Source organism: Neotamlana sargassicola, from assembly GCF_020523965.1.
GTDB lineage: Bacteria > Bacteroidota > Bacteroidia > Flavobacteriales > Flavobacteriaceae > Neotamlana > Neotamlana sargassicola.
The window spans coordinates 222,796-245,257 of record NZ_JAJAPX010000006.1; the positions used below are offsets into that span (position 1 = coordinate 222,796).

The 22,462-nt window shown below is 33.1% G+C and carries 21 protein-coding genes; 5 read left to right on the top strand and 16 right to left on the bottom strand.

Going from position 1 to position 22,462, the window contains the following annotated elements; genetic code table 11:
* Positions 1 to 106 precede the first annotated feature (106 nt).
* Positions 107 to 3,103: a T9SS type A sorting domain-containing protein gene (locus tag LG651_RS14515; RefSeq protein WP_226696831.1), complete on the top strand. Its 2,997-nt coding sequence runs from the start codon at positions 107 to 109 to the stop codon at positions 3,101 to 3,103.
* 88 nt (positions 3,104 to 3,191) lie between these two features.
* Here LG651_RS14515 and LG651_RS14520 read toward each other — a convergent pair whose 3' ends face one another.
* Positions 3,192 to 3,992, bottom strand: coding sequence for a TIGR00266 family protein (locus tag LG651_RS14520; RefSeq protein WP_226696832.1), 801 nt, complete (start codon positions 3,990 to 3,992; stop codon positions 3,192 to 3,194).
* 68 nt (positions 3,993 to 4,060) lie between these two features.
* Positions 4,061 to 4,516, bottom strand: a complete 456-nt coding sequence (locus LG651_RS14525; protein ID WP_226696833.1) for a DUF4442 domain-containing protein — start codon at positions 4,514 to 4,516, stop codon at positions 4,061 to 4,063.
* A 130-nt stretch (positions 4,517 to 4,646) separates the two neighbouring features.
* Between LG651_RS14525 and LG651_RS14530 the strand changes: the two genes are divergently transcribed.
* On the top strand, positions 4,647 to 6,821 hold the full coding sequence (locus LG651_RS14530; RefSeq protein WP_226696834.1) for a T9SS type B sorting domain-containing protein: 2,175 nt from the start codon (positions 4,647 to 4,649) through the stop codon (positions 6,819 to 6,821).
* Here LG651_RS14530 and ftsY read toward each other — a convergent pair whose 3' ends face one another.
* The 12 genes from ftsY to recR all read right to left on the bottom strand — a co-directional run bounded on the left by ftsY (position 6,822) and on the right by recR (position 15,936).
* Positions 6,822 to 7,775: a signal recognition particle-docking protein FtsY gene (gene ftsY / locus LG651_RS14535; RefSeq protein ID WP_226696835.1), complete on the bottom strand. Its 954-nt coding sequence runs from the start codon at positions 7,773 to 7,775 to the stop codon at positions 6,822 to 6,824.
* Positions 7,776 to 7,933: 158 nt separating this feature from the next.
* Positions 7,934 to 8,086: a DUF4295 domain-containing protein gene (locus LG651_RS14540; protein WP_082048539.1), complete on the bottom strand. Its 153-nt coding sequence runs from the start codon at positions 8,084 to 8,086 to the stop codon at positions 7,934 to 7,936.
* Between the two features lie 6 nt (positions 8,087 to 8,092).
* Positions 8,093 to 8,275 (bottom strand): 50S ribosomal protein L33, encoded by a 183-nt coding sequence (gene rpmG / locus LG651_RS14545; protein WP_226696836.1) that lies wholly within the window; start codon positions 8,273 to 8,275, stop codon positions 8,093 to 8,095.
* 23 nt (positions 8,276 to 8,298) lie between these two features.
* Positions 8,299 to 8,535: a 50S ribosomal protein L28 gene (rpmB, locus tag LG651_RS14550; protein ID WP_226696837.1), complete on the bottom strand. Its 237-nt coding sequence runs from the start codon at positions 8,533 to 8,535 to the stop codon at positions 8,299 to 8,301.
* An 81-nt stretch (positions 8,536 to 8,616) separates the two neighbouring features.
* Complete coding sequence (locus LG651_RS14555) at positions 8,617 to 9,867, bottom strand: competence/damage-inducible protein A (RefSeq protein WP_226696838.1); 1,251 nt, start codon at positions 9,865 to 9,867, stop codon at positions 8,617 to 8,619.
* Positions 9,868 to 10,209, bottom strand: a complete 342-nt coding sequence (locus tag LG651_RS14560; RefSeq protein WP_226696839.1) for an Hpt domain-containing protein — start codon at positions 10,207 to 10,209, stop codon at positions 9,868 to 9,870.
* A 3-nt stretch (positions 10,210 to 10,212) separates the two neighbouring features.
* On the bottom strand, positions 10,213 to 10,824 hold the full coding sequence (locus LG651_RS14565; RefSeq protein ID WP_226696840.1) for a fumarylacetoacetate hydrolase family protein: 612 nt from the start codon (positions 10,822 to 10,824) through the stop codon (positions 10,213 to 10,215).
* A 280-nt stretch (positions 10,825 to 11,104) separates the two neighbouring features.
* On the bottom strand, positions 11,105 to 11,878 hold the full coding sequence (locus LG651_RS14570) for a 3'-5' exonuclease (protein WP_226696841.1): 774 nt from the start codon (positions 11,876 to 11,878) through the stop codon (positions 11,105 to 11,107).
* Entirely contained in the window at positions 11,878 to 12,648 is a 771-nt protein-coding gene (locus LG651_RS14575) for a hypothetical protein (RefSeq protein ID WP_226696842.1), read from the bottom strand. The genes LG651_RS14570 and LG651_RS14575 overlap by 1 nt, the downstream gene beginning before the upstream one ends.
* Before the next feature lie 124 nt (positions 12,649 to 12,772).
* A complete protein-coding gene (locus tag LG651_RS14580) occupies positions 12,773 to 14,116 on the bottom strand; it encodes a dihydrolipoamide acetyltransferase family protein (protein WP_226696843.1) in 1,344 nt (447 codons plus the stop codon).
* Positions 14,117 to 14,206: 90 nt separating this feature from the next.
* The gene (locus LG651_RS14585) at positions 14,207 to 15,307 is read right to left on the bottom strand and encodes a glycosyltransferase family 2 protein (RefSeq protein WP_226696844.1); all 1,101 of its coding nucleotides are present in this window, start codon (positions 15,305 to 15,307) and stop codon (positions 14,207 to 14,209) included.
* 11 nt (positions 15,308 to 15,318) lie between these two features.
* Complete coding sequence (gene recR, locus LG651_RS14590; RefSeq protein ID WP_226696845.1) at positions 15,319 to 15,936, bottom strand: recombination mediator RecR; 618 nt, start codon at positions 15,934 to 15,936, stop codon at positions 15,319 to 15,321.
* A 72-nt stretch (positions 15,937 to 16,008) separates the two neighbouring features.
* Between recR and LG651_RS14595 the strand changes: the two genes are divergently transcribed.
* Positions 16,009 to 17,457, top strand: coding sequence for a sodium:solute symporter (locus tag LG651_RS14595; protein WP_226696846.1), 1,449 nt, complete (start codon positions 16,009 to 16,011; stop codon positions 17,455 to 17,457).
* Here the strand turns inward: LG651_RS14595 and LG651_RS14600 are convergent.
* Positions 17,428 to 17,790: a CoA-binding protein gene (locus tag LG651_RS14600; protein ID WP_226696847.1), complete on the bottom strand. Its 363-nt coding sequence runs from the start codon at positions 17,788 to 17,790 to the stop codon at positions 17,428 to 17,430. The genes LG651_RS14595 and LG651_RS14600 overlap by 30 nt on opposite strands.
* A gap of 797 nt (positions 17,791 to 18,587) precedes the next feature.
* Positions 18,588 to 19,598: a 3-oxoacyl-ACP synthase III family protein gene (locus tag LG651_RS14605; RefSeq protein WP_226696848.1), complete on the bottom strand. Its 1,011-nt coding sequence runs from the start codon at positions 19,596 to 19,598 to the stop codon at positions 18,588 to 18,590.
* 246 nt (positions 19,599 to 19,844) lie between these two features.
* Here LG651_RS14605 and htpG point away from each other — a divergent pair, with 246 nt between their 5' ends.
* A complete protein-coding gene (gene htpG, locus LG651_RS14610) occupies positions 19,845 to 21,755 on the top strand; it encodes a molecular chaperone HtpG (protein ID WP_226696849.1) in 1,911 nt (636 codons plus the stop codon).
* Between the two features lie 229 nt (positions 21,756 to 21,984).
* Complete coding sequence (locus tag LG651_RS14615) at positions 21,985 to 22,446, top strand: FKBP-type peptidyl-prolyl cis-trans isomerase (protein WP_226696850.1); 462 nt, start codon at positions 21,985 to 21,987, stop codon at positions 22,444 to 22,446.
* The last annotated feature ends 16 nt before the right edge of the window (positions 22,447 to 22,462 follow it).

Here is a 22,462-nt window from a genome sequence, read left to right on the forward strand (position 1 = left end):
TTTTATTTGTAAAATAAATTGATTTTATTGTAATATGTGACTAATAATAATAGCAAGTGTCTAAATTAAACTAAGAACGAATTACTCCTTATTTACCCTAAGAATTATGAATCTACTGAAATCCCTCTGTAAAAGCTTATGCTTTTTGCTGTCGCTTTTTACGTTCTCTCAAACTGGCCCTGGTGGCGTTGGTTCGAACGACGGAAGTTCTAATCTTATTATGTGGTACAGACCAGATAATGGACTTTCAGTTTCAGGAACTAATATAGATAGTTGGCAAAATTCGGCTGGATTTGCTGAGTTTAACTTAACAAGTACAACAACAGAGCGCCCAACGTTAGTAACAAATGCTGTTAATGGCTATAACGAAGTTAGCTATAATGGTACAAATAAACTTTACACAGGCCTCACCTTAACTACAGGAAACTTTATAACAAACCAAGCGTCGTCGTTTGTTGTTTCAAGGGCAGATAATACAACACAAAAATCTTCTGTTTACACAACAGACCCTATGGTTGGAAGCACAAGGTTTACCACCCATATACCATGGAATAATAGTGTGTATTTCGATATAGGTACTTGCTGCAGTAATAATGCTAGAGTAAATGTAAGTGGATTAAACTATACCGATTACTCTATTTGGTCTTTTATTGCAAACCCAACAACTGGAAAACAGTTATATCAAAATTTTAATTTGTTACAAAATAGAGCTAATACCACCAATTATACTTCTCATAGTTCTCAAAGTTTTAGTCTTGGTGGATTTACTACAGCTACCAATGGATTTGTTGGAGACATCGCTGAAGTAGTTATTTTTAAAGAAAAGGTAAATACAGCTCAACAAGTTATAATTAATAATTATCTAGCAGCAAAATTTAATAAGACCTTAGCGAATAACGATATTTATAATAAGGACAACCCTGGAAATGGTGATTTCGACCATCATGTAGCAGGTATTGGGCAAGCCACCGATGGTAGCAACCATACAGATTCTCAAGGCACAGGTATTGTGAGAATAAATAACCCCACAAATTTAGATAATGATGAATTCTTATTTTGGGGAGAAGAATCGGCAAATCCAACCTACAACTTTAATACCAACACAGCTAATTACACCGAACAATTAAATTCAAGATGGAGAACCTCAAAACAAGGAGACTTAGGACAAGTAGATATTACCTTCGACATAACTAATTTTAACCTATCCTTTAAACAAGGTTGTGTACCGCTTCAATTAGTAATCGATGATAATAGTGATTTTTCATCTCCAGACAATGTTTACGACTTAATAATTTCTGGAAACACAGCTTCAGCTACCAACATAACAATTGCTGGAGATCGTTATTTTACCATTCGCTATACAGATCAAATTGTTTGGGACGGTGTTACTTTTTATAATGGCTCTGGTAGTTTAAATGCTCCAGACGCAACAGATAGCTGTTTAAAACTTACTGTTAAGCCAGGAGCAACAGCTAACCTAACAACTAATGCTCATGTTAGAGAAATTGAGATTGAAAATAATGCCAAATTAAATGTTAGCGATGGCTTATTACTTGAAACAGAAAACCAAGTTGTAATTAACACCAATGGTAGTGTTGATTTATTAGGTGAAGCACAGCTTATTCAAAATCATACAGGATTAAGTAGTAACTCGGGCGATGGGGCTTTAATAATTAGGCAACAAGGTTCAACAAACCAATACAATTATAATTATTGGGGCGCTCCTGTTAATAGAGGTGGTACTTGGCAAATTGGTTACTTAGAGGATAGTAATGGTGTTATTAACTATACGACAGGTAATAACCCAAATCCAACTACAACTCCAATAACTTTAAGCAGCAAATGGTTGTATAGCTTTAATTTTATTTCAGATAATTATTTTGGATGGAAAAAATTAGAAACAAATACCAGTTTACTTCCTGGCATTGGATATTCCATGAAAGGTTCTGGCGCAGCGACTACAGAGCAAGAATATATTTTTAGAGGCACCCCAAACAGTGGTGATTACACTTTTACTATTACCCCGAATACAGAAATTTTAGTAGCCAACCCTTACCCTTCGGCTATCGATGCGCATGCTTTTATTACGGACAATTTATCTAATATTGAAGGTACGTTGTATTTCTGGGAATCGTTTACTACAAATAATAGTCACTTCTTAAGCAATTACCAAGGTGGCTATGCGGCCTTAAACTTAACCTTATCACTTCCTGCTGTTGCCGATGTTTCTGGTAGAACAAGTGGTACTGGCACGGCGAGTAAACCTGCTCCTACTCAATATATCCCACCAGGACAAGGTTTTTTTATTAAAAGCGAATATGGTGGCTCCTTTGCATTTACCAATGCACAACGACAATTTGCTCGCGAATCGCTAAGTGAATCGGTATTTTATAAAACATCAAATAAAAAAATTGAAACCGACAGCCGAATCAAAATATGGTTTTCTCTAGAAACACCCAATAATTTAGAAAAAACAATTGGTTTAGGTTTCGATGAAAACAGCTCATATAATTATGATAATGGCTACGATACAAAAGTTTACGACGACTTTAATGATATTATGTATTGGTCGATTAACGACAACGAAAAACTAATTATTCAAGCATTACCCGAACTTAACAGAGAGGACACTTTGCCATTAGGTTTCGACATTGAAAATTCTGGTTTATATAAGGTACGAATTAGTAATTCTGAAAACTTGCCGGATGACTTAGATATTTTCATAGTAGACACTTTTAACAATACCTATCAAAAAATAAATGAGGCTGTTGCTGAAATTTATTTAAACTCAGGTAACGATCAAAATCAATATGCCATTGTTTTTGAAGAGGAAAACACGTTAAGCTACGACAAGGTGGATGCATCAAAAGCATTTGTAAGTTATAATAAATTTAACGAATCTTTAGAATTGCATTTTGATGAAGACATAAGTACCGTAAAAGATTTACAGATTTTTAATACCATTGGGCAAAATATAATGCACATTACTAACCCAGTTAGTAAATCGATTAATATATCAAAATATTATAGTGGTGCCTATTTTTTAAAAATTAGGTTTAAAAACAAATCGGAAACAGAAAGTATAAAATTTATAAAACCTTAAAAACCTAAAACCACCTGTTTTAACTAATACTTAAAAACAGGTGGTTTTTATTTTTCACTAATTAGGGACTACTAAATTCAAGAATAAATTAAAACCTATTATCTCCATCAAGTAAATCGCCTAATCCTCCTAAAATACTTCCTTCTCCCTTACTTTTTCCTCCTGTTCGAGGTGCAGAAGCCAATACTCTTCCGGCTAAACGGCTAAATGGTAAAGATTGAATAAAAACAGTTCCAGGACCTTCTAATTTTGCAAAAAACAATCCTTCGCCACCAAAAACAGTATTTTTAATACCTCCAACAAATTCTATATCGTAATTTACAGTTTGGTCGAAGCCAACAATACAACCTGTATCTACTCTTAATGTTTCACCTGCAAGCAATTCTTTTTTGGCCATAGTGCCGCCCGCATGAACAAAAGCCATACCATCACCTTCTAATTTTTGCATAATAAAACCCTCGCCACCAAATAAACCGCGACCCAGTTTTTTTGAAAACTCAATACCAACGCTTACACCTTTAGCGGCACATAAAAAGGCATCTTTTTGACATATAAACTTACCTCCAAACTGCGTTAAATCAATAGGTATAATTTTACCTGGATAAGGCGATGCAAACGACACGTTTCGCTTTCCAACAAGCGTGTTATAAAAAGCTGTCATAAACAAACTTTCTCCTGTTAATATGCGCTTTCCTGCACCTAAAATTTTCCCTAAAACCCCAGTGTCTTTTTGCGAACCATCGCCAAAAATAGTTTCCATTTTAATGCCGTCATCCATCATCATAAAACTGCCTGCTTCGGCAATTACACCTTCCTGCGGATCGAGTTCTATTTCTACGTATTGCATTTCTTCGCCGTAGATTCTATAATCAATTTCGTGTGCTGTCATGTTATTGTTTTTTGTTGATTCACTTATTTGTAGACCGTTACAACAAAATGTTACAATTTTAAATAAAATTAAGCCTTAACCTTTATGCTCCACTCAAAATTAAAGGTTGAGACCACAGTGCCTTCTTCATTAATACCAATAGATTTCATCCACAAGGTTTGTCCTTCTCCGGTTTCAATGGCTTTAGTAATAGCATCATCAATTAAATTTCCGTCATTGCAAGTAAAGGTTATTCTACCCGTTGCTTTTTTAGTAAAACTAGCATTATTGCTTGTAACTAGCATAGATATTTTTTTACCCGAAGTTTTAATTTTTGAAATCATTAATGCTCCGGTAGAAAATTCGGCCGCCATACCTTGCACAGCCCAAAACATAGATTTAAACGGATTTTGGTTAATCCATCGATGTTTTACTGTAACAACACATTTTTCAGCATTAATAAATTTTGTTCGAACACCACACAAAAAAGCCGAAGGCAGTTTAAGCATGGTAAATGTATTTAGTTTTTTTGGTGTTAATTTCATTCAATAAAATAATTAAGTCGACTTAAATATAACTATTTACTTTCTTTTATTGCCAATTCATAAAATATACTAGCAAGTTTTTAACTCACATTGCATCTAAATAAAATAACATAACAAGCCATTGTATATTTTGACGAAACATAAACCAACCCTAACCATCATCTTAATTTTATTTTGTAAAATGCTTTCTGCTCAACTTTGTACAGGAAGTTTAGGCGATCCAATTGTAGAAATTAACTTTGGTTCCGGCTCAAACCGAGGTGCTGCTCTAGATAATGGTATAACAGCATTTACATACGTTGCCACTGGAGAGCTCGATGAAGGCGAATATACCATTGCAAACTCTACTACCGGATTAAAAGGAAACGCTTGGCATACTACTACAGACCATACCGGCGATGAAAACGGCTATATGATGGTTATTAATAGTGCCGTACTTACAAGTGAAGGTGTTTTTTATACCAAAAGTGTTTCTGGATTATGCCCAAATACCACCTACGAATTTTCTGCTTGGCTTATTAATGTTATGAACCCGACGGCAGGAACAGACGAATACCATCCCGATGTTACCTTCCGCGTAAGCGATACCGCAGGTAATATTTTAGGGTTTTATAATACAGGTGATATTAACCAAACAACTTCTGGCGAATGGGTGCAATACGGATTCTTTTTTACCTTGGAAAACGAATCGGAAGTAATTATAACCATTTTAAACTCCGCGCCTAGTGCACATCCAGGAAACGATATTGCATTAGATGATATTACGTTTAAACCCTGCGGACCAACTATTACAACATATATTGAAGGCGATAGCAACACAACTCTGGCTGTTTGCGAAAACGAACCAACCAATATAACTTTGGAAACCGAACTTTCCGAAGGATATGATGATCCCCAATTTCAATGGCAAACATCGAACGATAGTGGTGCTTCTTGGGTAGATATAAATTCAGAAAATAATAACACTTTTATTTTTACCGATAGCAGTACTCCTGGTACTTACTTATTTCGTGTAGCCATAGCTAATGGAACTAATATTAACTCAAGCAATTGCAGAATTACCTCCGATGAATTTGAGATTACAGTAACCGAAAAACCAGAACCCTTAGTTGGCGATACAGACCAAAGCTTCTGCTCTACCGAACAAGCCACCTTAAGTGATATTGAAGTTAATGCAAGTGCGGTTTGGTACGATTCTATTTCAAAAGATAATGTGCTTGACGATAGCACAAATCTAGCAAACAACACCACCTACTATGCCACGCAACTAAATAATGGATGCGAAAGCGACGAAGTTTTAGCTGTTCATGTAACCATTTATAGTCCAACCCTTGAAATAAATAACGTTGATGCTTACATATGCGACAACTTAAATGATGACACAGAAGTAATAGATTTAACCTTTTATGAGCCCGAAATTGTTAGCTGTCCAAATTGTATGTTTAGCTATTTCTCCACAATTATTGATGCTGAAAACGACAGCAATTCTATTTTAATACCAACAGAATATTCTTGGGAAACAACAACAAACAACTTATATGTAAGAATTGATTCTCCCGATAATTGCTACCAAATAGCAACATTAAATCTCATTCCAGAAAGCACTCCTATAATTCCAATTAACGACAGTATTGGTATTTGCGAAAGTGACAATTATGCTACTATTGATGCTGGCTCTGGATTTGACAGCTATTTATGGTCTACAGGAGAAACAACACAAACCATAAATATTACTGAAGAAAACATAGGAACTAATTGGGTTAGTGTTACGCAAAATCACAACAATTTTTCTTGTACATCGACCAAAAATTTTGAAGTTTTATTTTCGAACGAGGCAACAATTTCAGAAATAGAAATTGAAGATTGGACAGAAACCAACAATAGTATAACCATTTACCTTGAAAATTCTAGTTTAGGAGATTACGAATATTCTTTAGATGGCATTAATTACCAAGATGAAAATTCGTTTCACGGATTATCTGCGGGAGAATACCATGTTCAAGTAAGGGATAAAAATGGTTGTGGTATAACCCAAGAAACTGTTTATCTTTTAAATCCACCAAAATTTTTCACACCAAATAACGACGGAATTAATGACACCTGGCATATAGAACACGTAGAACAGTATCCAGAAATTACAACCACCATATTTAATCGCTATGGCAAACTACTAACAGTTTTAAATTCGAAAACCTCTTGGGATGGTTTTTTTAAAGGAAACCCTTTACCCACGAGCGATTATTGGTTTGTAGTTACAAAAAATAATAAAACCGTATATAAAGGGCACTTTACCCTAAAACGCTAGTTATTTAAAAAACGAATCGACAAATTCATGCTTATTAAACACTTGTAAATCCTCAATACCTTCGCCTACACCAATATATTTTACAGGAATTTTAAACTGATCTGAAATACCAATAACAACGCCTCCTTTTGCAGTTCCGTCAAGCTTTGTTACTGCCAAACTTGTAACTTCGGTCGCTGCGGTAAATTGTTTGGCTTGCTCGAATGCGTTCTGCCCCGTAGAACCATCTAAAACCAACAACACATCATTTGGAGTATCGTTTACCACTTTTTGCATGACACGCTTCACTTTAGTAAGCTCATTCATGAGGTTTACTTTATTATGTAAACGTCCTGCTGTATCAACTATAACAACATCGGCATCTTGAGTAACCGCACTTTGCAAGGTATCGAAAGCAACAGAAGCCGGGTCGCTACCCATGTTTTGTTTTACAATTGGTACATCAACACGGTCTGCCCAAACTTGTAATTGATCGATTGCCGCAGCTCTAAACGTATCTGCAGCTCCTAAAACAACTTTTAACCCTTGTTTTTTAAACTGATAAGCTAATTTACCAATGGTTGTAGTTTTACCCACACCATTTACGCCAACAACCATAATAACATAAGGTTTTTTATCTTTTGGAATTGTGAATTCTGTGGCTTCTCCAACATTAGTTTCACTTAACAACCCAGCAATTTCTTCTCGAAGAATTTGGTTAAGCTCTGCAGTGCCAAGATACTTGTCTTTAGATACACGCGCTTCAATACGATCTATAACTTTTAATGTGGTTTCAACCCCCACATCACTCGTTACTAAAACCTCTTCTAAATTATCTAAAACTTCATCGTCTACTTTAGACTTTCCAGCCACTGCTTTACTAAGTTTGCCAAAAAAAGTGCTTTTAGTTTTTTCTAAACCTTTATCTAAAGTTTCCTTTTTTTCTGATGAAAATATTTTTTTAAAAAAACTCATTCGTAATTATTTCTTATAAAATTTGATTTAATATCAGACTAAATCAAACAAAATTCTTGCCTTAATTAATGGTATGCAAAAATGTCAGATAAATATAAAACAAAAAAAGCAGCTTTCTTAGCTAGAAAGCTGCTTTTCCAAACCTTTTTAAAGGTTTATTAATTTTTCTTGAAATAGTCGTTAACTAAATCTGGCGCCATAATAGATTCAACAAAAACATAAGCTCCAGTTTTAGGAGATTTAACCATTTTTATGGCTTTTGTTAATCTTTTTGATCCTGTTTGTAATGATGCTACTGCTTTCTTTGCCATAACTAATTATTTTATCTCTTTATGAATAGTCATACGCTTAAGAATTGGATTAAATTTCTTAATCTCCATTCTATCTGGCGTGTTCTTTTTGTTTTTAGTAGTAATGTAACGAGAAGTTCCTGGTTCTCCAGTTGCTTTATGCTCTGTACATTCTAAAATAACCTGTATTCTGTTTCCTTTTTTTGCCATTTTATATACTTTTTATGCAGCTATTATTTTAAAAATCCTTTAGATTTTGCTTCTTTAATTGCCGCAGATATACCTATTTTATTAATGGTTTTTAAAGCAGAAGTTGACACTTTTAAAGTTATCCACTTATCTTCTTCTGGAATGTAAAAACGTTTTTTAACTAAATTCGCATCAAATTTGCGTTTAGTTCTATTTAATGCGTGAGAAACATTATTCCCAACCATTGCCTTCTTACCTGTAAGTTCACAAACTCTTGACATTATCTATAACTTTAAATTCTTGTTGCTTAAAATCGAGGTGCAAATATACAAATAAATTAATAGCTAGCAACCAAAAACTTATCAATTTTTAAAAATTTCTTTTTGTAGTAATTCCAAAGCCTTATTAACCGCCTTGCTTATTACTCTTGCACGCGGATTTCCAAAATTAAATTCTTTTGAAAACACACCCTTTTCATTAGCAATTGCTATAAATACGGTTCCTACTTCGGCTAGAGAATCACCTTTACTAGGGCCAGCATTACCAGTGGTTGCTACTGCAAAATCCGATTTGTATAATGCTTTAACTTTAATTGCCATGGCTTCGGCTACTTGTGCGCTTACAACCGAATGCTGCTTAATTAAATCTTCATTTATTCCTAAAACATCTATTTTAGACTGTGTTGAATAAGTTACAACACCACCTTTTAAATATTTTGAAGCGCCTGCATTTGCAGTAAATAATTCTGCTAATTTTCCGCCAGTACAACTTTCGGCAATAGCTAGTGTTTTATTTATTTTAGTTAATCGGTTACCAATAACGGCCTCTTCATTACCATCTTCATCTTCATACCCAAAAAATTCATCTTTAATTAAAGGCAATACTTTTTCTATTTGGTCTTGCACTTCGGTTTCTACCTTAATTCTATCAAAACCTTTACTCGAAATTCGCAATCGCATTTTACCTAAACTTGGTAAATATGCTAATTTAACATGCCCGGGTAACGCATCTTCCCAAGCTTCAATTCGTGCAGCTAATGTACTCTCGCCTAAGCCATAAACCAATAAAGTTTTATGGAGTATAAACGGACATTTATACTTTTCTTTTAATTTCGGGATTACTGCATTGGTTATTAAAGCCTTCATCTCGAAAGGTACACCTGGAAGCGAAATAAAAGTTTTTTCACCTTTTTCCATCCACATACCGGGTGCAGTTCCTAAGGTATTCATTAATACTTTAGATTTTGAAGGTACCAAAGCCTGATCTTTATTAACTTGCAATAAAGTTTGTCGAGCATATTTTTTCCAAATGCTCTCTATATTTTCTAGTACCGAATCATCACGAACTAGCGTATCATTAAAATATTCGGCAATGGTTTTTTTAGTGATATCATCTTTTGTTGGCCCTAAACCACCTGTTAAAATAATAACATCTACACGGCTTTCGGCATCTTTTAAGGCCTGTAAAATATGCGTTTTATCGTCTTGTACCGAAGTAATTTGATAAACCGAAACACCAATTTTATTTAATTGTTTGGCAATAAAAGCTGAATTGGTATCAATAACTTGCCCAATTAATAACTCATCGCCAATAGTAATTATTTCTGATAACATTTATAAATTAAAATCCGACTTCAATTCTGCCAAAGCATTATCAACTGCCCTTATAACAGTATTTAATTGCTCGGTTACATCTTGGTCTGTTTTGGTAAATTTCCCCCAATCTTGCACCTCAATTAAGGTTTCTAGCACACCAAGTTCAAATAAATCTACTGTAGGTTTCATTTTATGAGCCGCTTGGTAAGCCTCTTGATAGTTTTTTTCTGCAACCGCATTTTTTAAACGTTCGGCATCTACAGAAACTTCTTCTACAAAAGTTTGCGCTAAAGCCAAGATAAAATCCTCATCATTATCGGCTAATTCACGTACTCTAAATAATTTGTAATGTTGTTCCATATTTTATTTAACTGTAATCGAAAACATTTCTCTGTTTTCTAAAAATCCTTTTAAATTATCGTTAACAGATACTTTGCCTACTCCAGCTGGTGTACCCGTAAATATAATATCTCCAATCTTTAATGTAAAATATTTGGAGATATATTCTATTATTTCATCAATTTTCCAAAGCATGTGGCTTGTATTTCCGTTTTGCACAAAAATATCATTCTTTTTTAAAGAAAATGATATTTTGTTAATATCGCTCAACTCTTCTTTTGGCATCCATTTTCCAATCACCGCCGATCCATCGAAAGCTTTAGCTTTTTCCCAAGGCAATCCTTTTTCCTTTAATTTAGTTTGTAAATCGCGCGCAGTAAAATCTATTCCTAAACCAATTTCGTTATAGTATTTATGTGCAAATTTTTTGTCAATATATTTCCCAACACGGTTTATTTTAACCAAAACTTCAACCTCGTAATGTACGTTGTTAGAAAAATCGGGAATAAAAAACGGCTGTTTCTTTAATAAAATAGCTGTATCTGGCTTTAAAAAAATAACCGGATCTGTAGGTTTTTCATTTTCTAATTCCTCAATATGTTCGGTATAATTTCTACCAATACAAATTAACTTCATAAGTACTAATTAAAATTCGAGACAAGTAAGTCGCGAAAATAATTTAATTTTTTTAATTACTCTATTTTGGGTGTTACCCCGCCCAAAAGTTTTTGGTTCGCGGTCGGGCTTTACGCTACAAGTCCGCGCTTGCACCTATAAAAAACGGTGCAAGCTGTGGGCTTTCCACTGCAATCCCTAACACGGGTGTATTTGCTAAGTTATTACCTAATTCGATAGTTTACGCGTGTTTCCAAATTCTTTCTCTAGCTTCTTGCTTCTTGCTTCTTGCTTCTTGCTTCTAAAACTTATTATTAAAACTGCGCAACTTAATAGCTGTTAAAACCTTTTTTGTGTACAGCGGAAAATCAGCATTTAGCAACCAACCAAAATAACCTGGTTCTTTTTCTAGCACTTCTGTTACTAATTTACCTTTGTGTTTCCCAAACGAAAAGCACTCTTCCCCTTTTTTATTAAATGCGATAAATCCAGCAAAATCGGCAAACTTTTTTCGAGAACTAAACTCAGCTAAAAACTTCGTGTCGTTTTCCAGCTCATCGTATTTTTCAATTTGTGCTTTTAGCACTTCGTAGGTTGCATTAGTATCGGCTTCTGCGCTATGGGCACCGTCTAAATTTTTATTACAATAAAATTTATAAGCAGCACTTAAAGTACGTTGCTCCATTTTATGAAAAATAGTTTGCACATCGACAGCCATTCGGTTTTTCATATCAAAATCTATATCGGCACGCAACATTTCTTCAGCTAATAACGGAATATCGAATCTATTTGAATTAAACCCTCCTAAATCGGAGTCCTTAATCATATTGTGAATCTCTTTAGCCAGCTCCTTAAAAGTAGGTTCGTTAGCTACTTTCTCATTAGAAATCCCATGAATTTCTGTGACTTCCTTGGGAATTGGCATTTCCGGGTTTACTAACCATGTTCTACTTTCTTCTTTCCCGTTTGGATAAACTTTTAAAATTGAAATCTCTACAATTCTATCGGAAGTTATATTTACACCTGTAGTTTCTAAATCGAAAAAACAAATGGGTTTTGTTAGGTTTAATTGCATTATAAATTTTGTGAATTAGCTTTTATTTTGTTAAAATATTTATTTTTTGTTCTCTCCCAGTCTTTTTCATTGAAAAACAAATATGGCATTAAATGACTCGCATAAAACTCACCATTATTTTTAATCACTATATATTTTGGCACTTCTGTATCCAAGGCAAATAATTTTCGCAATAATTGTCCATAATCTTTATATGCATTTATCTCTTTAAATTCATCTTCCGTTCCGGCGTTAAAATTATAAAAAATAAAGGGTGTTACTTCATCATACTTTTTATGAAAGCTAAAAAATCGTTTACAATTTTTCAAAAACCCCTTATAATTATATTCTGTTACTAACCTTATTTCATTTTTATTTCTATCCTTCAAATATTTTCGAATATCTACATATTCAGATGGAAAAACCGACGCACTTCGAAATTTTTCTTTACCAATAGTATTTCCATATAAATCTTGAACCAATGCGTATTTCTTTTTAGGAAAATCATTTTTTGACTTTAATGAATCAATATAAAGGATTGATAAAACTTTAGATGTATCAATACTATGTCTTGCAAATAAAAGTTTAAATAATTGTGATTTAATATCTTTATCAAGATTTCCAAAACGGAATTTAACCTTTAGCATTTCTAGAACCAAGGTATCTGTAGAATACCTGTATCCTTCATAAGCATTCGATTCTAACTTTTGCTTAAAAGTATCTTTTAAAAGTTTGTTATAGTTTTCATCAACATAAATTGTATCGACCTGAGAAAAACCATTAAAAGACAATACAAATAGTACTATAAAAAAGTTGAAACAACGCATATTTAATAATCGCCTTTAGGCTTTAGTTAAAAATAAAAAATCCAACCCATAGATTGGATTGGACAATTTACAACTTATTTTAATTTTTCTAAATTTCTCGTTTTATATCCCAAGCCTCTAAATAATCGGCTACTGCTTTTACAAACATACCACCAAGCGCACCATTTACAACACGATGATCGTAAGAATGCGATAAAAACATTTTATAACGTATACCTATAAAATCGCCTTCTGGTGTTTCTATAACCGCTGGCACTTTACGAATAGCACCCAAGGCTAAAATACCAACTTGTGGCTGATTAATAATTGGCGTTCCCATTATACTACCAAAACTACCAACGTTGGTAACCGTATAGGTTCCGCCTTGAATTTCGTCTGGTTTTAATTGGTTTAAACGCGCACGATTAGCTAAATCGTTCACCTGTTTTGTCATACCAACAAGATTTAATTGATCGGCATTTTTAATAACAGGTACAATTAAATTACCATCTGGTAAAGCTGCGGCCATACCAAGATTTATATTTTTCTTTTTTATAATTTTATCGTCTTGAACCGAAATATTCATTAAGGGATATTCGCGTAATGCCTTAGCAACAGCTTCCATAAAAATGGGTGTAAACGTAAGGTTTTCGCCTTCGCGTTTAAAAAATGCATCTTTAACTTTTTTACGCCAATTCCAAATATTTGTTACATCGGCCTCAATAAAACTTTGTACATGTGCCGATGTTTGTAAAGACGACGTCATGTGGTTTGAAACCAATTTACCCATTCTAGTCATTTCAATAATTTCATCTTCACCGTTTGAAATTACTGGTGTTTTTTGAACCTTTACTGGCTCTTGAACTGTTTTAACAGGTACAGGTACTGGGTCTATTTTAGCAGGAGCTATAACGCCATTACCATTTCTATTTTCTAAGAATTGTAAAATATCGCTTTTTGTTACTCGCGCGTCTTTTCCTGTTCCTGGAATAGTATCGAGTTCCTCTTGTGTAATACCTTCGGTTTTGGCTATGTTTTTAACTAAAGGAGAATAAAATCTATTATCGGTAGAAACAACTACTGGCGTTTCAACGGCCTGTTGCGCTACAGCCACTGTTTCTTCAACATAACTTATGGCTTCTTGTTGCGGTGCTTCTTGAATAACATTTTCTGTTATTGCGTCATCATTTTCAGAAATATCATTTGCATCGCCTTCGGTTTCAATAATAGCTAAAACTCCGCCTACTTGCACCACATCATCTACATTAAAAAAGCGTTCAACTAAAACACCTTCAACTTCGCTTGGCACTTCGCTATCTACTTTGTCGGTTGCAATTTCTAAAATTGGCTCATCAATCTCAATGGTATCTCCAATTTCTTTTAACCAAGAAGTTATAGTTGCCTCGGCAACACTTTCGCCCATTTTTGGTAGCTTCAACTTAAATTTTGCCATATTTAAATAATGTAGTGGTTTTTAGGTTGTTCTATTTTTTTGCAAAATTACTAAAAAACAACGGTTTTCAATTAATTAATTTCACAAAAACTAGTTAAACTCTATTATTTCTCCTTTGCAAATCGTATCGTCGCTTCCAATAATAAAGTTTGATTGATTTGGGAGAATTTTAAATGACAAATTAAGGTTATTGGGCTTAGTCTCCATAAACTTTATAATTTGTTTAAAGTCTATTACGTTAGCATCAAAAACCACCTCGGTTTCTGGTTTAATAGCGCTTAAACTATTACCTAATTCAATTGGTTTCTTTAATGTACTTTTTAATTTGTCGCAAACCGAATTCGACACCAAAAAATAACGATTAGGCTGCTTTCGAATACCCTTAGGATTGGTTCTAAAAAAATAAGCTCCGGCAATACCTAAATTTACAAAAACATCAAAAAAGTAATTTCTTTTAAAATGCTTTTTGTAAAATATTTTCATGGCTCCATAAAAACGGCGCGCATAAAACTTATTTTTTAAAGTGCTTTCGCCTTTATAATGAATAATTGTAGTTTCGCCAAAATAGTAGTTTTTAAAACCTGCTTTTATTAGTTTGTAAGACAAATCTATATCTTCGCCGTACATAAAATAATCTTCGTCGAACCCATTAATTTTATTAAAAGTTTCGCGTTTTAAAAGCATAAATGCGCCTACTAAAACCTCAACTTCTCCAACTTCGTTTTGCTTTAAATTATTTGCATAATAATCGTTAGAGTTTCCTAAAATCTTTTTAAAAGCTGCATTAACGTAAGGAATATGACGCTTACTTTCTGGTAAAAATTCGCCAATACCATTAATTAATTTACAACCTATTGCTCCTAAATTATTCGTTTTTTCGGCAAAGTTTAAAATTTTAGTAAAGGTATCTTCGGCAACAACGGTATCTGGATTTAATATGCAAATATATTCGCCTTTGGCTTGTGATACACCAATGTTATTACCTTTTGAAAATCCTAAGTTTTCCTTGTTCTCTATTAAATTTATTGATGGAAACTTGGCTTTAAGCATTTTACAACTATCATCTTGAGAATGATTGTCGATCACAATAATTTCGGCTTCAATATTTGCAACAGCGGCTTCAACACTTTTTAAACATAACTCTAAAAAGTAACGCACATTGTAGTTAAGTATAATTACAGAAAGTTTCAAAAAATAAGCGCTTAAGATTTTAATGAAGATTCAAACGGAATTCGGTTAACTATACTTCTTCCCAAGGTAATTTCGTCGGCATATTCGAGTTCGTCTCCAACCGAAATTCCTCTAGCAATGGTAGAAGTAACAATGTTATAATCTTGTATTTGCTTATAAATGTAAAAATTAGTAGTATCGCCTTCCATTGTTGAACTTAACGCAAAAATTATTTCTTTTACTTCGCCTTGCTTAACTTTTTCTACTAAGGATTCTATTTTTAAATCGTGCGGTCCAATACCATCCATTGGAGATATTTTTCCTCCTAAAACATGATAAATGCCTTTAAAGGAGCTCGTATTTTCAATTGCCATAACGTCTCTAACGTCTTCAACCACACAAATAGTATGCGACATTCTGTTTTTATTTGAGCAAATTTCACAAATTTCCACATCGCTAATATTATGACAAGATTTACAGAACTTTACTTCGGTTCGCATTTTTAACAAAGCATCGGCCAACAGTTTTGTTCGCGATTCCGGTTGTTTTAGCATATGCAATACCAAACGCAATGCCGTACGCTTACCAATTCCTGGTAGTTGCGACATTTCGTTAACTGCGTTTTCTAGTAATTTTGAAGAAAATTCCATGGCTGCGAATTTACAATTTTTGATTTAACTTATCGATTGGAATTTGTATTTTGGCTTTGAATTACTCCATATATGACTGCAACTCAAATTTTATTCCTAATTGCCGGCTATTTTGTCGTGCTCATTTTAATTTCATATTTCACTGGAAAAGAAGATAGTAACGATGCTTTTTTTAAGGCCAATAAGTCGGCCCCTTGGTATTTGGTTGCCTTTGGGATGATTGGCGCATCGCTTTCGGGCGTTACCTTTATTTCGGTTCCTGGTGCCGTAGAGACCAAACAATTTGGTTATTTGCAAGTGGTTTTTGGATATTTGTTTGGTTATATTGTTATTGCATATGTTTTACTCCCAATTTACTACAAGCTTAATTTAACTTCAATTTACACTTACTTAAAGGATCGTTTTGGAGTAGTAAGCTACAAAACAGGATCGGTAGCTTTTTTAATTTCTAGAATTGTTGGCGCATCGTTTCGGTTATTTTTAGTTGCAAAAGTACTTCAGCTTTTAGTGTTCGATCAATTTAATATGCCATTTGCTGTAACTGTTATCCTCACCATTGTATTGATATGGTTGTACACGTTTAAAGGCGGAATTAAAACCATAATTTTTACCGACACCTTACAAACTTTGTTTATGCTAGTTTCGGTGGTTGTAACAATTATATTTTTAGCATCAGCATTAAACTTAAATGGTATTTCTGAAATTTACGCGAGTGTTAAAGAAAACACCATGAGTAAAGTATTTTTCTTTAGCGATGTTAACGACGCACAATATTTTATAAAAAGCTTTCTTTCAGGAATGTTTATTACCATTACCATGACGGGTTTAGACCAGGATATGATGCAAAAAAACCTCACTTGTAAAAACTTAAAAGAAGCTCAAAAAAACATGATTTCTTTTAGTGTGGTATTAATTTTTGTAAACATATTATTTTTAGTTTTAGGTTTAATGCTAACCGAGTATGCCAATGCTCATGGTATTTCTGCTAAAAAAGATGAACTATTTCCAACCATTGCCATGTTACCAGAAATTGGTATTATAACCTCATCCTTTTTTATTCTAGGTTTAGTGGCAGCGGCGTACTCTAGTGCAGATTCTGCCTTAACATCCCTAACCACTTCATTTTGCATTGATATTATTGAAATTGATAAGAAACCAAAAGAAATTCAAAAGAAAATCAGAAAGCGAACCCATGTTTTAATAAGCAGTTTACTTGTTTTCGTAATTATTGCTTTTGATGCTATTTTTAAAGATGTGTCTGTAATTTGGGAATTGTTTAAAGCTGCTGGTTATACCTATGGACCGCTTTTAGGGTTATTTGCCTTAGGCATTTTCACTGAAACTAAAATAAAGGATAAATACGTTTGGATAATATCTATTATCGCTCCAATAATATCATTTTTTATTAATAAATATTCGGTTGATTTATTAAATGGATACCAAATTGGATTTGAAATTTTAATTATTAACGGGTTACTAACCTTTTTAGGATTAATACTGATTCGTAGAAAGCAGCACTAAAGTACAAGACGCTTCAAAATGAATATTATTTTTTTGAAGCAAACTAAAAAACTCCGGATTCTCTGTTCCAGGATTAAAAATAACGCGCTTCGGTTTTAAGGAAATTATATAATTATAAAATGGCTTCTGCCGCAAAGGATTCATATACAGAGTAACGGTATCAATTTCATCATATTTAATTAATTCCGTTTCAATAGTAACGCCTGCAACTGTTCCTGCTTTTAATCCGTAAGCAACAACTTTTTTATTATTAACTACCAAACGGTTAATGGCTAAGTTAGAATATCGCTCCGGATTTAACGACGCTCCAAACACTAGGGTTTTATCTTTCATTTATTAAAAATTAGTTAACTCTACTTCCAAACTGTAACAGATTTATAAAATAGACGTCCTACAGGTAGGAAAATTACAACTATCAAATAAATAATATGTTCAAAATACTATAATCTTGCATAATTTTGATGGTTAGTGAAATGCAAGATTATTAAAAAACCCTAAAATCAGTTTTGATTTTAGGGTTTTCATTTTTTCATAGTGACCTACTTATTCTTGATTTTAGAATTGTAAAATATATTTTCAAGTATTTTATATCAAGTAAATACAGTCTTAAGTTGATATTTTATTACAAAAAATAACTTTTTTAAAACGAAATCTGCATACTTATAATTTTTGAACGATTTTTAAATTTTAGCTTATAATTTTTTCCAAAACCAATCTAAATAACAAAAAAACAAAACCTAGAAATTATATTTTACAAATTTTTTAAGGTGAAAAAATTTTAAAAAAATAAATAATATGTTAAAATTTTAAATTTTATGCAATATTAGAATTATCTTTACGTTATAAAATAAAGTACAATCATCTAACCAAACGCGAAGTTTTAATTATTTGGAATTAGTCGTCTAAAAAAATTCGTTCATATGAAGATTAGTATTATTTAAAAACTCGAAATTGTATATTTCGAGTTTTGTTTTTTTTAAAAGTTAAAGTTTGTTAAAAATATATGTTAGACGTAATAAAAGGAAAGATTTTTCGTCTAATATATTAAGATTCTTCACATTAGTGTTAATTGAAGTTGATTAATAGCTAGAAAAACCCAAAACTATACCGTTTTGGGTTTTTTGTATTTTTTACCATTTAATAATAGCACTTCCCCAAGTAAAACCACTACCAAAAGCAGCTAAAACTACGGTATCGCCAGTATTAATTTTACCTTCTTCCCAAGCTTCTGTTAAAGCTAAAGGAATAGACGCTGCTGTTGTATTTCCGTATTTTTGAATATTGTTAAAAACTTGATCGTTTGTTAATCCGAATTTATTTTGAATAAACTGTGCTATACGTAAATTAGCTTGATGCGGAATTAACATATCTATAGCTTCTTTTTGCAAACCATTTGCCATTAACCCCTCCATAATAACTTCACTAAATCGAACTACTGCATTTTTAAATACAAATTGTCCGTTCATGTACGGGAAATAACTCTCATCATCTTCATTATTATCTGCTAAAATATCGTTTACCCAACGCGTTCCCATACCTGGAGCTTTTAAAACCAATTCTTCGGCATGTTCACCTTGACTATGTAAATGGGTAGACAAAATTCCTTTTTTATTATTTTCTTCCCTAGTTAAAATAGCCGCACCTGCTCCGTCTCCAAAAATAACACTAACGCCACGACCTCTTGTTGTTTTATCTAAACCATGCGAATGTAACTCACTACCAATTACAAGTATGTTTTTGTACATACCTGTTTTAATAAAATTATCGGCAACAGATAAGGCGTAAATAAAACCTGAACATTGGTTTCTAACATCCAAAGCCCCAACCGTTTTAATACCCAACGCATGCTGAACCTGAACACCTGGCCCAGGAAAATACATATCTGGACTTAACGTAGCGAAAACAATAAAATCTATATCGTCTTTACTTATTCCGGCGCGCTCTATTGCCATTTTAGCTGCTTTAACACCCATGGTTGCAGTAGTATCTCCACTACCTTCTTTAACCCAGCGACGCTCTTTTATACCCGTTCTTTCTGTAATCCACGCGTCATTAGTGTCCATTATTTTAGATAAATCATCATTGGTAACCACATTATCTGGCACATACTTACCTAAACCAATTATTTTTGAATTATACATATTATCAAAGTTTATTTCAATTGTTTCAAATTACAATAACCTTAAATTATTTCCAATAAACAAATCATATTTTTCATTTTATATAAAAAATCTCCTTCAATTTTTACTATTTCTTATCTCTATAAAAATTTATGCCACTTTGTCATATTTTAGGAATTGGCATTTTTGTTGAAATAACCTAATCAATCAAAATAAAAATCAATAAACAGTTCTCGCAGATGTGAGAATTAAAAAATAAATTAAATTATGGCAACAGGAAACATTAATGTATCGGTAGAAAATATCTTTCCGTTAATTAAAAAATTCTTATACAGCGACCACGAAATATTTTTACGTGAGCTTATTAGTAACGCAACAGATGCAACTTTAAAACTTAAACACTTAACCAATATTGGTGAAGCTAAAGTTGAGTATGGCAATCCGCAAATTGAAGTAAAAGTTGATAAAGACGGTAAAAAACTTCATATTATAGATCAAGGTTTAGGTATGACAGCCGAAGAGGTTGAAAAATACATTAACCAAGTAGCCTTTTCTGGAGCTGAAGAATTTTTAGATAAATACAAAGATTCGGCTAAAGATTCTGGAATTATCGGTCATTTTGGTTTAGGTTTTTACTCTGCCTTTATGGTTGCGGAAAAAGTTGAAATCATTACAAAATCGTTTAAAGATGAACCTGCTGCACATTGGACTTGCGATGGTTCGCCTGAGTTTACTTTAGAAGCTGCCGATAAAACCGATAGAGGTACAGAAATAATTCTTCATATTGCCGAAGATTCTACAGAATTTCTTGAAGAATCTCGTATTCGTGAGCTATTAAACAAATACAACAAGTTTATGCCTGTGCCAATTAAATTTGGTACTAAAGAAATTAACGACCCAGAGCATGAGCCTGCAACTATTAACGACAAAGACGGTAAAGAAACCAAAGAACCACACAAGCAAATTACGGTTGACGATATTATTAACAACCCTAACCCAGCGTGGACAAAGCAACCAACCGATTTAAAAGACGACGATTACAAAAACTTTTATCGCGAGTTGTACCCAATGCAGTTCGAGGAGCCGTTATTTAACATTCACTTAAATGTTGATTATCCATTTAACTTAACTGGTATTCTGTATTTCCCAAAAATGGGACAAGACATGAATATTCAAAAAGATAAAATTCAATTATACCAAAACCAGGTTTTTGTAACCGATAATGTTGAAGGTATTGTACCAGAATTTTTAACCATGTTACGTGGTGTAATCGATTCTCCAGACATTCCGTTAAACGTATCTCGTTCGTACTTACAAGCCGATGGCGCTGTAAAAAAGATTTCATCTTACATTACACGTAAAGTAGCCGATAAATTAAAATCGTTATTCAATAGCAATCGTGAAGATTTTGAAGCGAAATGGAATGATATTAAAGTAGTTATTGAATACGGAATGCTTTCCGAAGAAAAATTCTTTGAAAAAGCAGATGCTTTCGCACTTTACCCTACGGTTGATGGTAGCTACTACACATACGAAGAATTATTCAATAAAATTAAAGCAAACCAAACCGATAAAGATGATAAATTAGTAATTCTTTACGCTTCAGATAAAGATGCACAACACAGTTACATCGAGTCTGCAAAAGCAAAAGGTTACGAAGTTTTATTATTAGATTCTCCAATAGTTTCACACTTAATCCAGAAATTAGAAACATCAAAAGAAAACATATCTTTTGCACGTGTTGATGGTGATCACATCGATAATTTAATTAAGAAAGATGAAAACACTATTTCTAAGTTAGATGACGATCAAAAGAAAACATTAGAAGAATTATTAAAAGAAGTTGTGCCTTCTGATAAATTTATGGTTCAATTAGAAGCTATGGATAGCGAGGCAAATCCGTTTATTATTACGCAACCAGAATTTATGCGACGCATGAAAGAAATGCAAGCTACAGGCGGCGGTGGTATGTTTGGCATGGGTAATATGCCAGAAATGTACAACTTAGTTGTTAACACAAATAATGCCTTAGTTAGCGATATTTTAAGTACCGAAGCCAAAGAAGATAAAGAACGCTTAATTAATCAAGGATTAGATTTAGCGCGTTTATCTCAAGGTTTATTAAAAGGTGAAGAACTTACAAACTTTATAAAACGTAGCTACGCTATGATAAAGTAAAGTTAATTGTAGCTTTAAATATTTAAAGAGACGCTTTAAAAGTCCTAACCATATTGTCAATCTGAATTCATTTCAGATTCTCATCTCCAAATTAATGAGGCCCTGAAATAAGTTCAGGATGACAGGTTTACCGATTTTTAAAGCGTCTCTATTTTTTTCAACAAACTTTAACAAATAAGGCCATTTACAACACTTACATCTTATTATATTTACCCCTAAAATTTTAAACATGAAAAAAACCTTATTAACCTTTGCCTTAATACTCCCATTAATATTTACAGCTTGTAAAAACGACGACACTATAGACTATAGAGCACAAAACGATAAAGACATTCAAAATTACATTGCCGAAAACAGCCTAAATGCAACAAAAACCGATTCGGGTTTGTACTATGTTATTAACGAACAAGGTTCTGGCGAACAACCAACTTACACGAGTAACGTAACCGTAGCTTACAAAGGATATTTTTTAAATGGTAGTGTTTTTGATGAAAGTGACGAAAACGGCATTTCATTTAACTTACAACAAGTTATTGCCGGTTGGACCGAAGGTATTACTTATTTTAACGAAGGCGGTAGCGGCATGCTTTTAATTCCTGCACATTTAGGGTATGGTAATAGCAGTTACGCCGGTATTCCTGGAGGTTCTGTACTAATTTTTGATATTAACCTAATTTCGGTGAACGAATAAAGAATAAACAATTTAA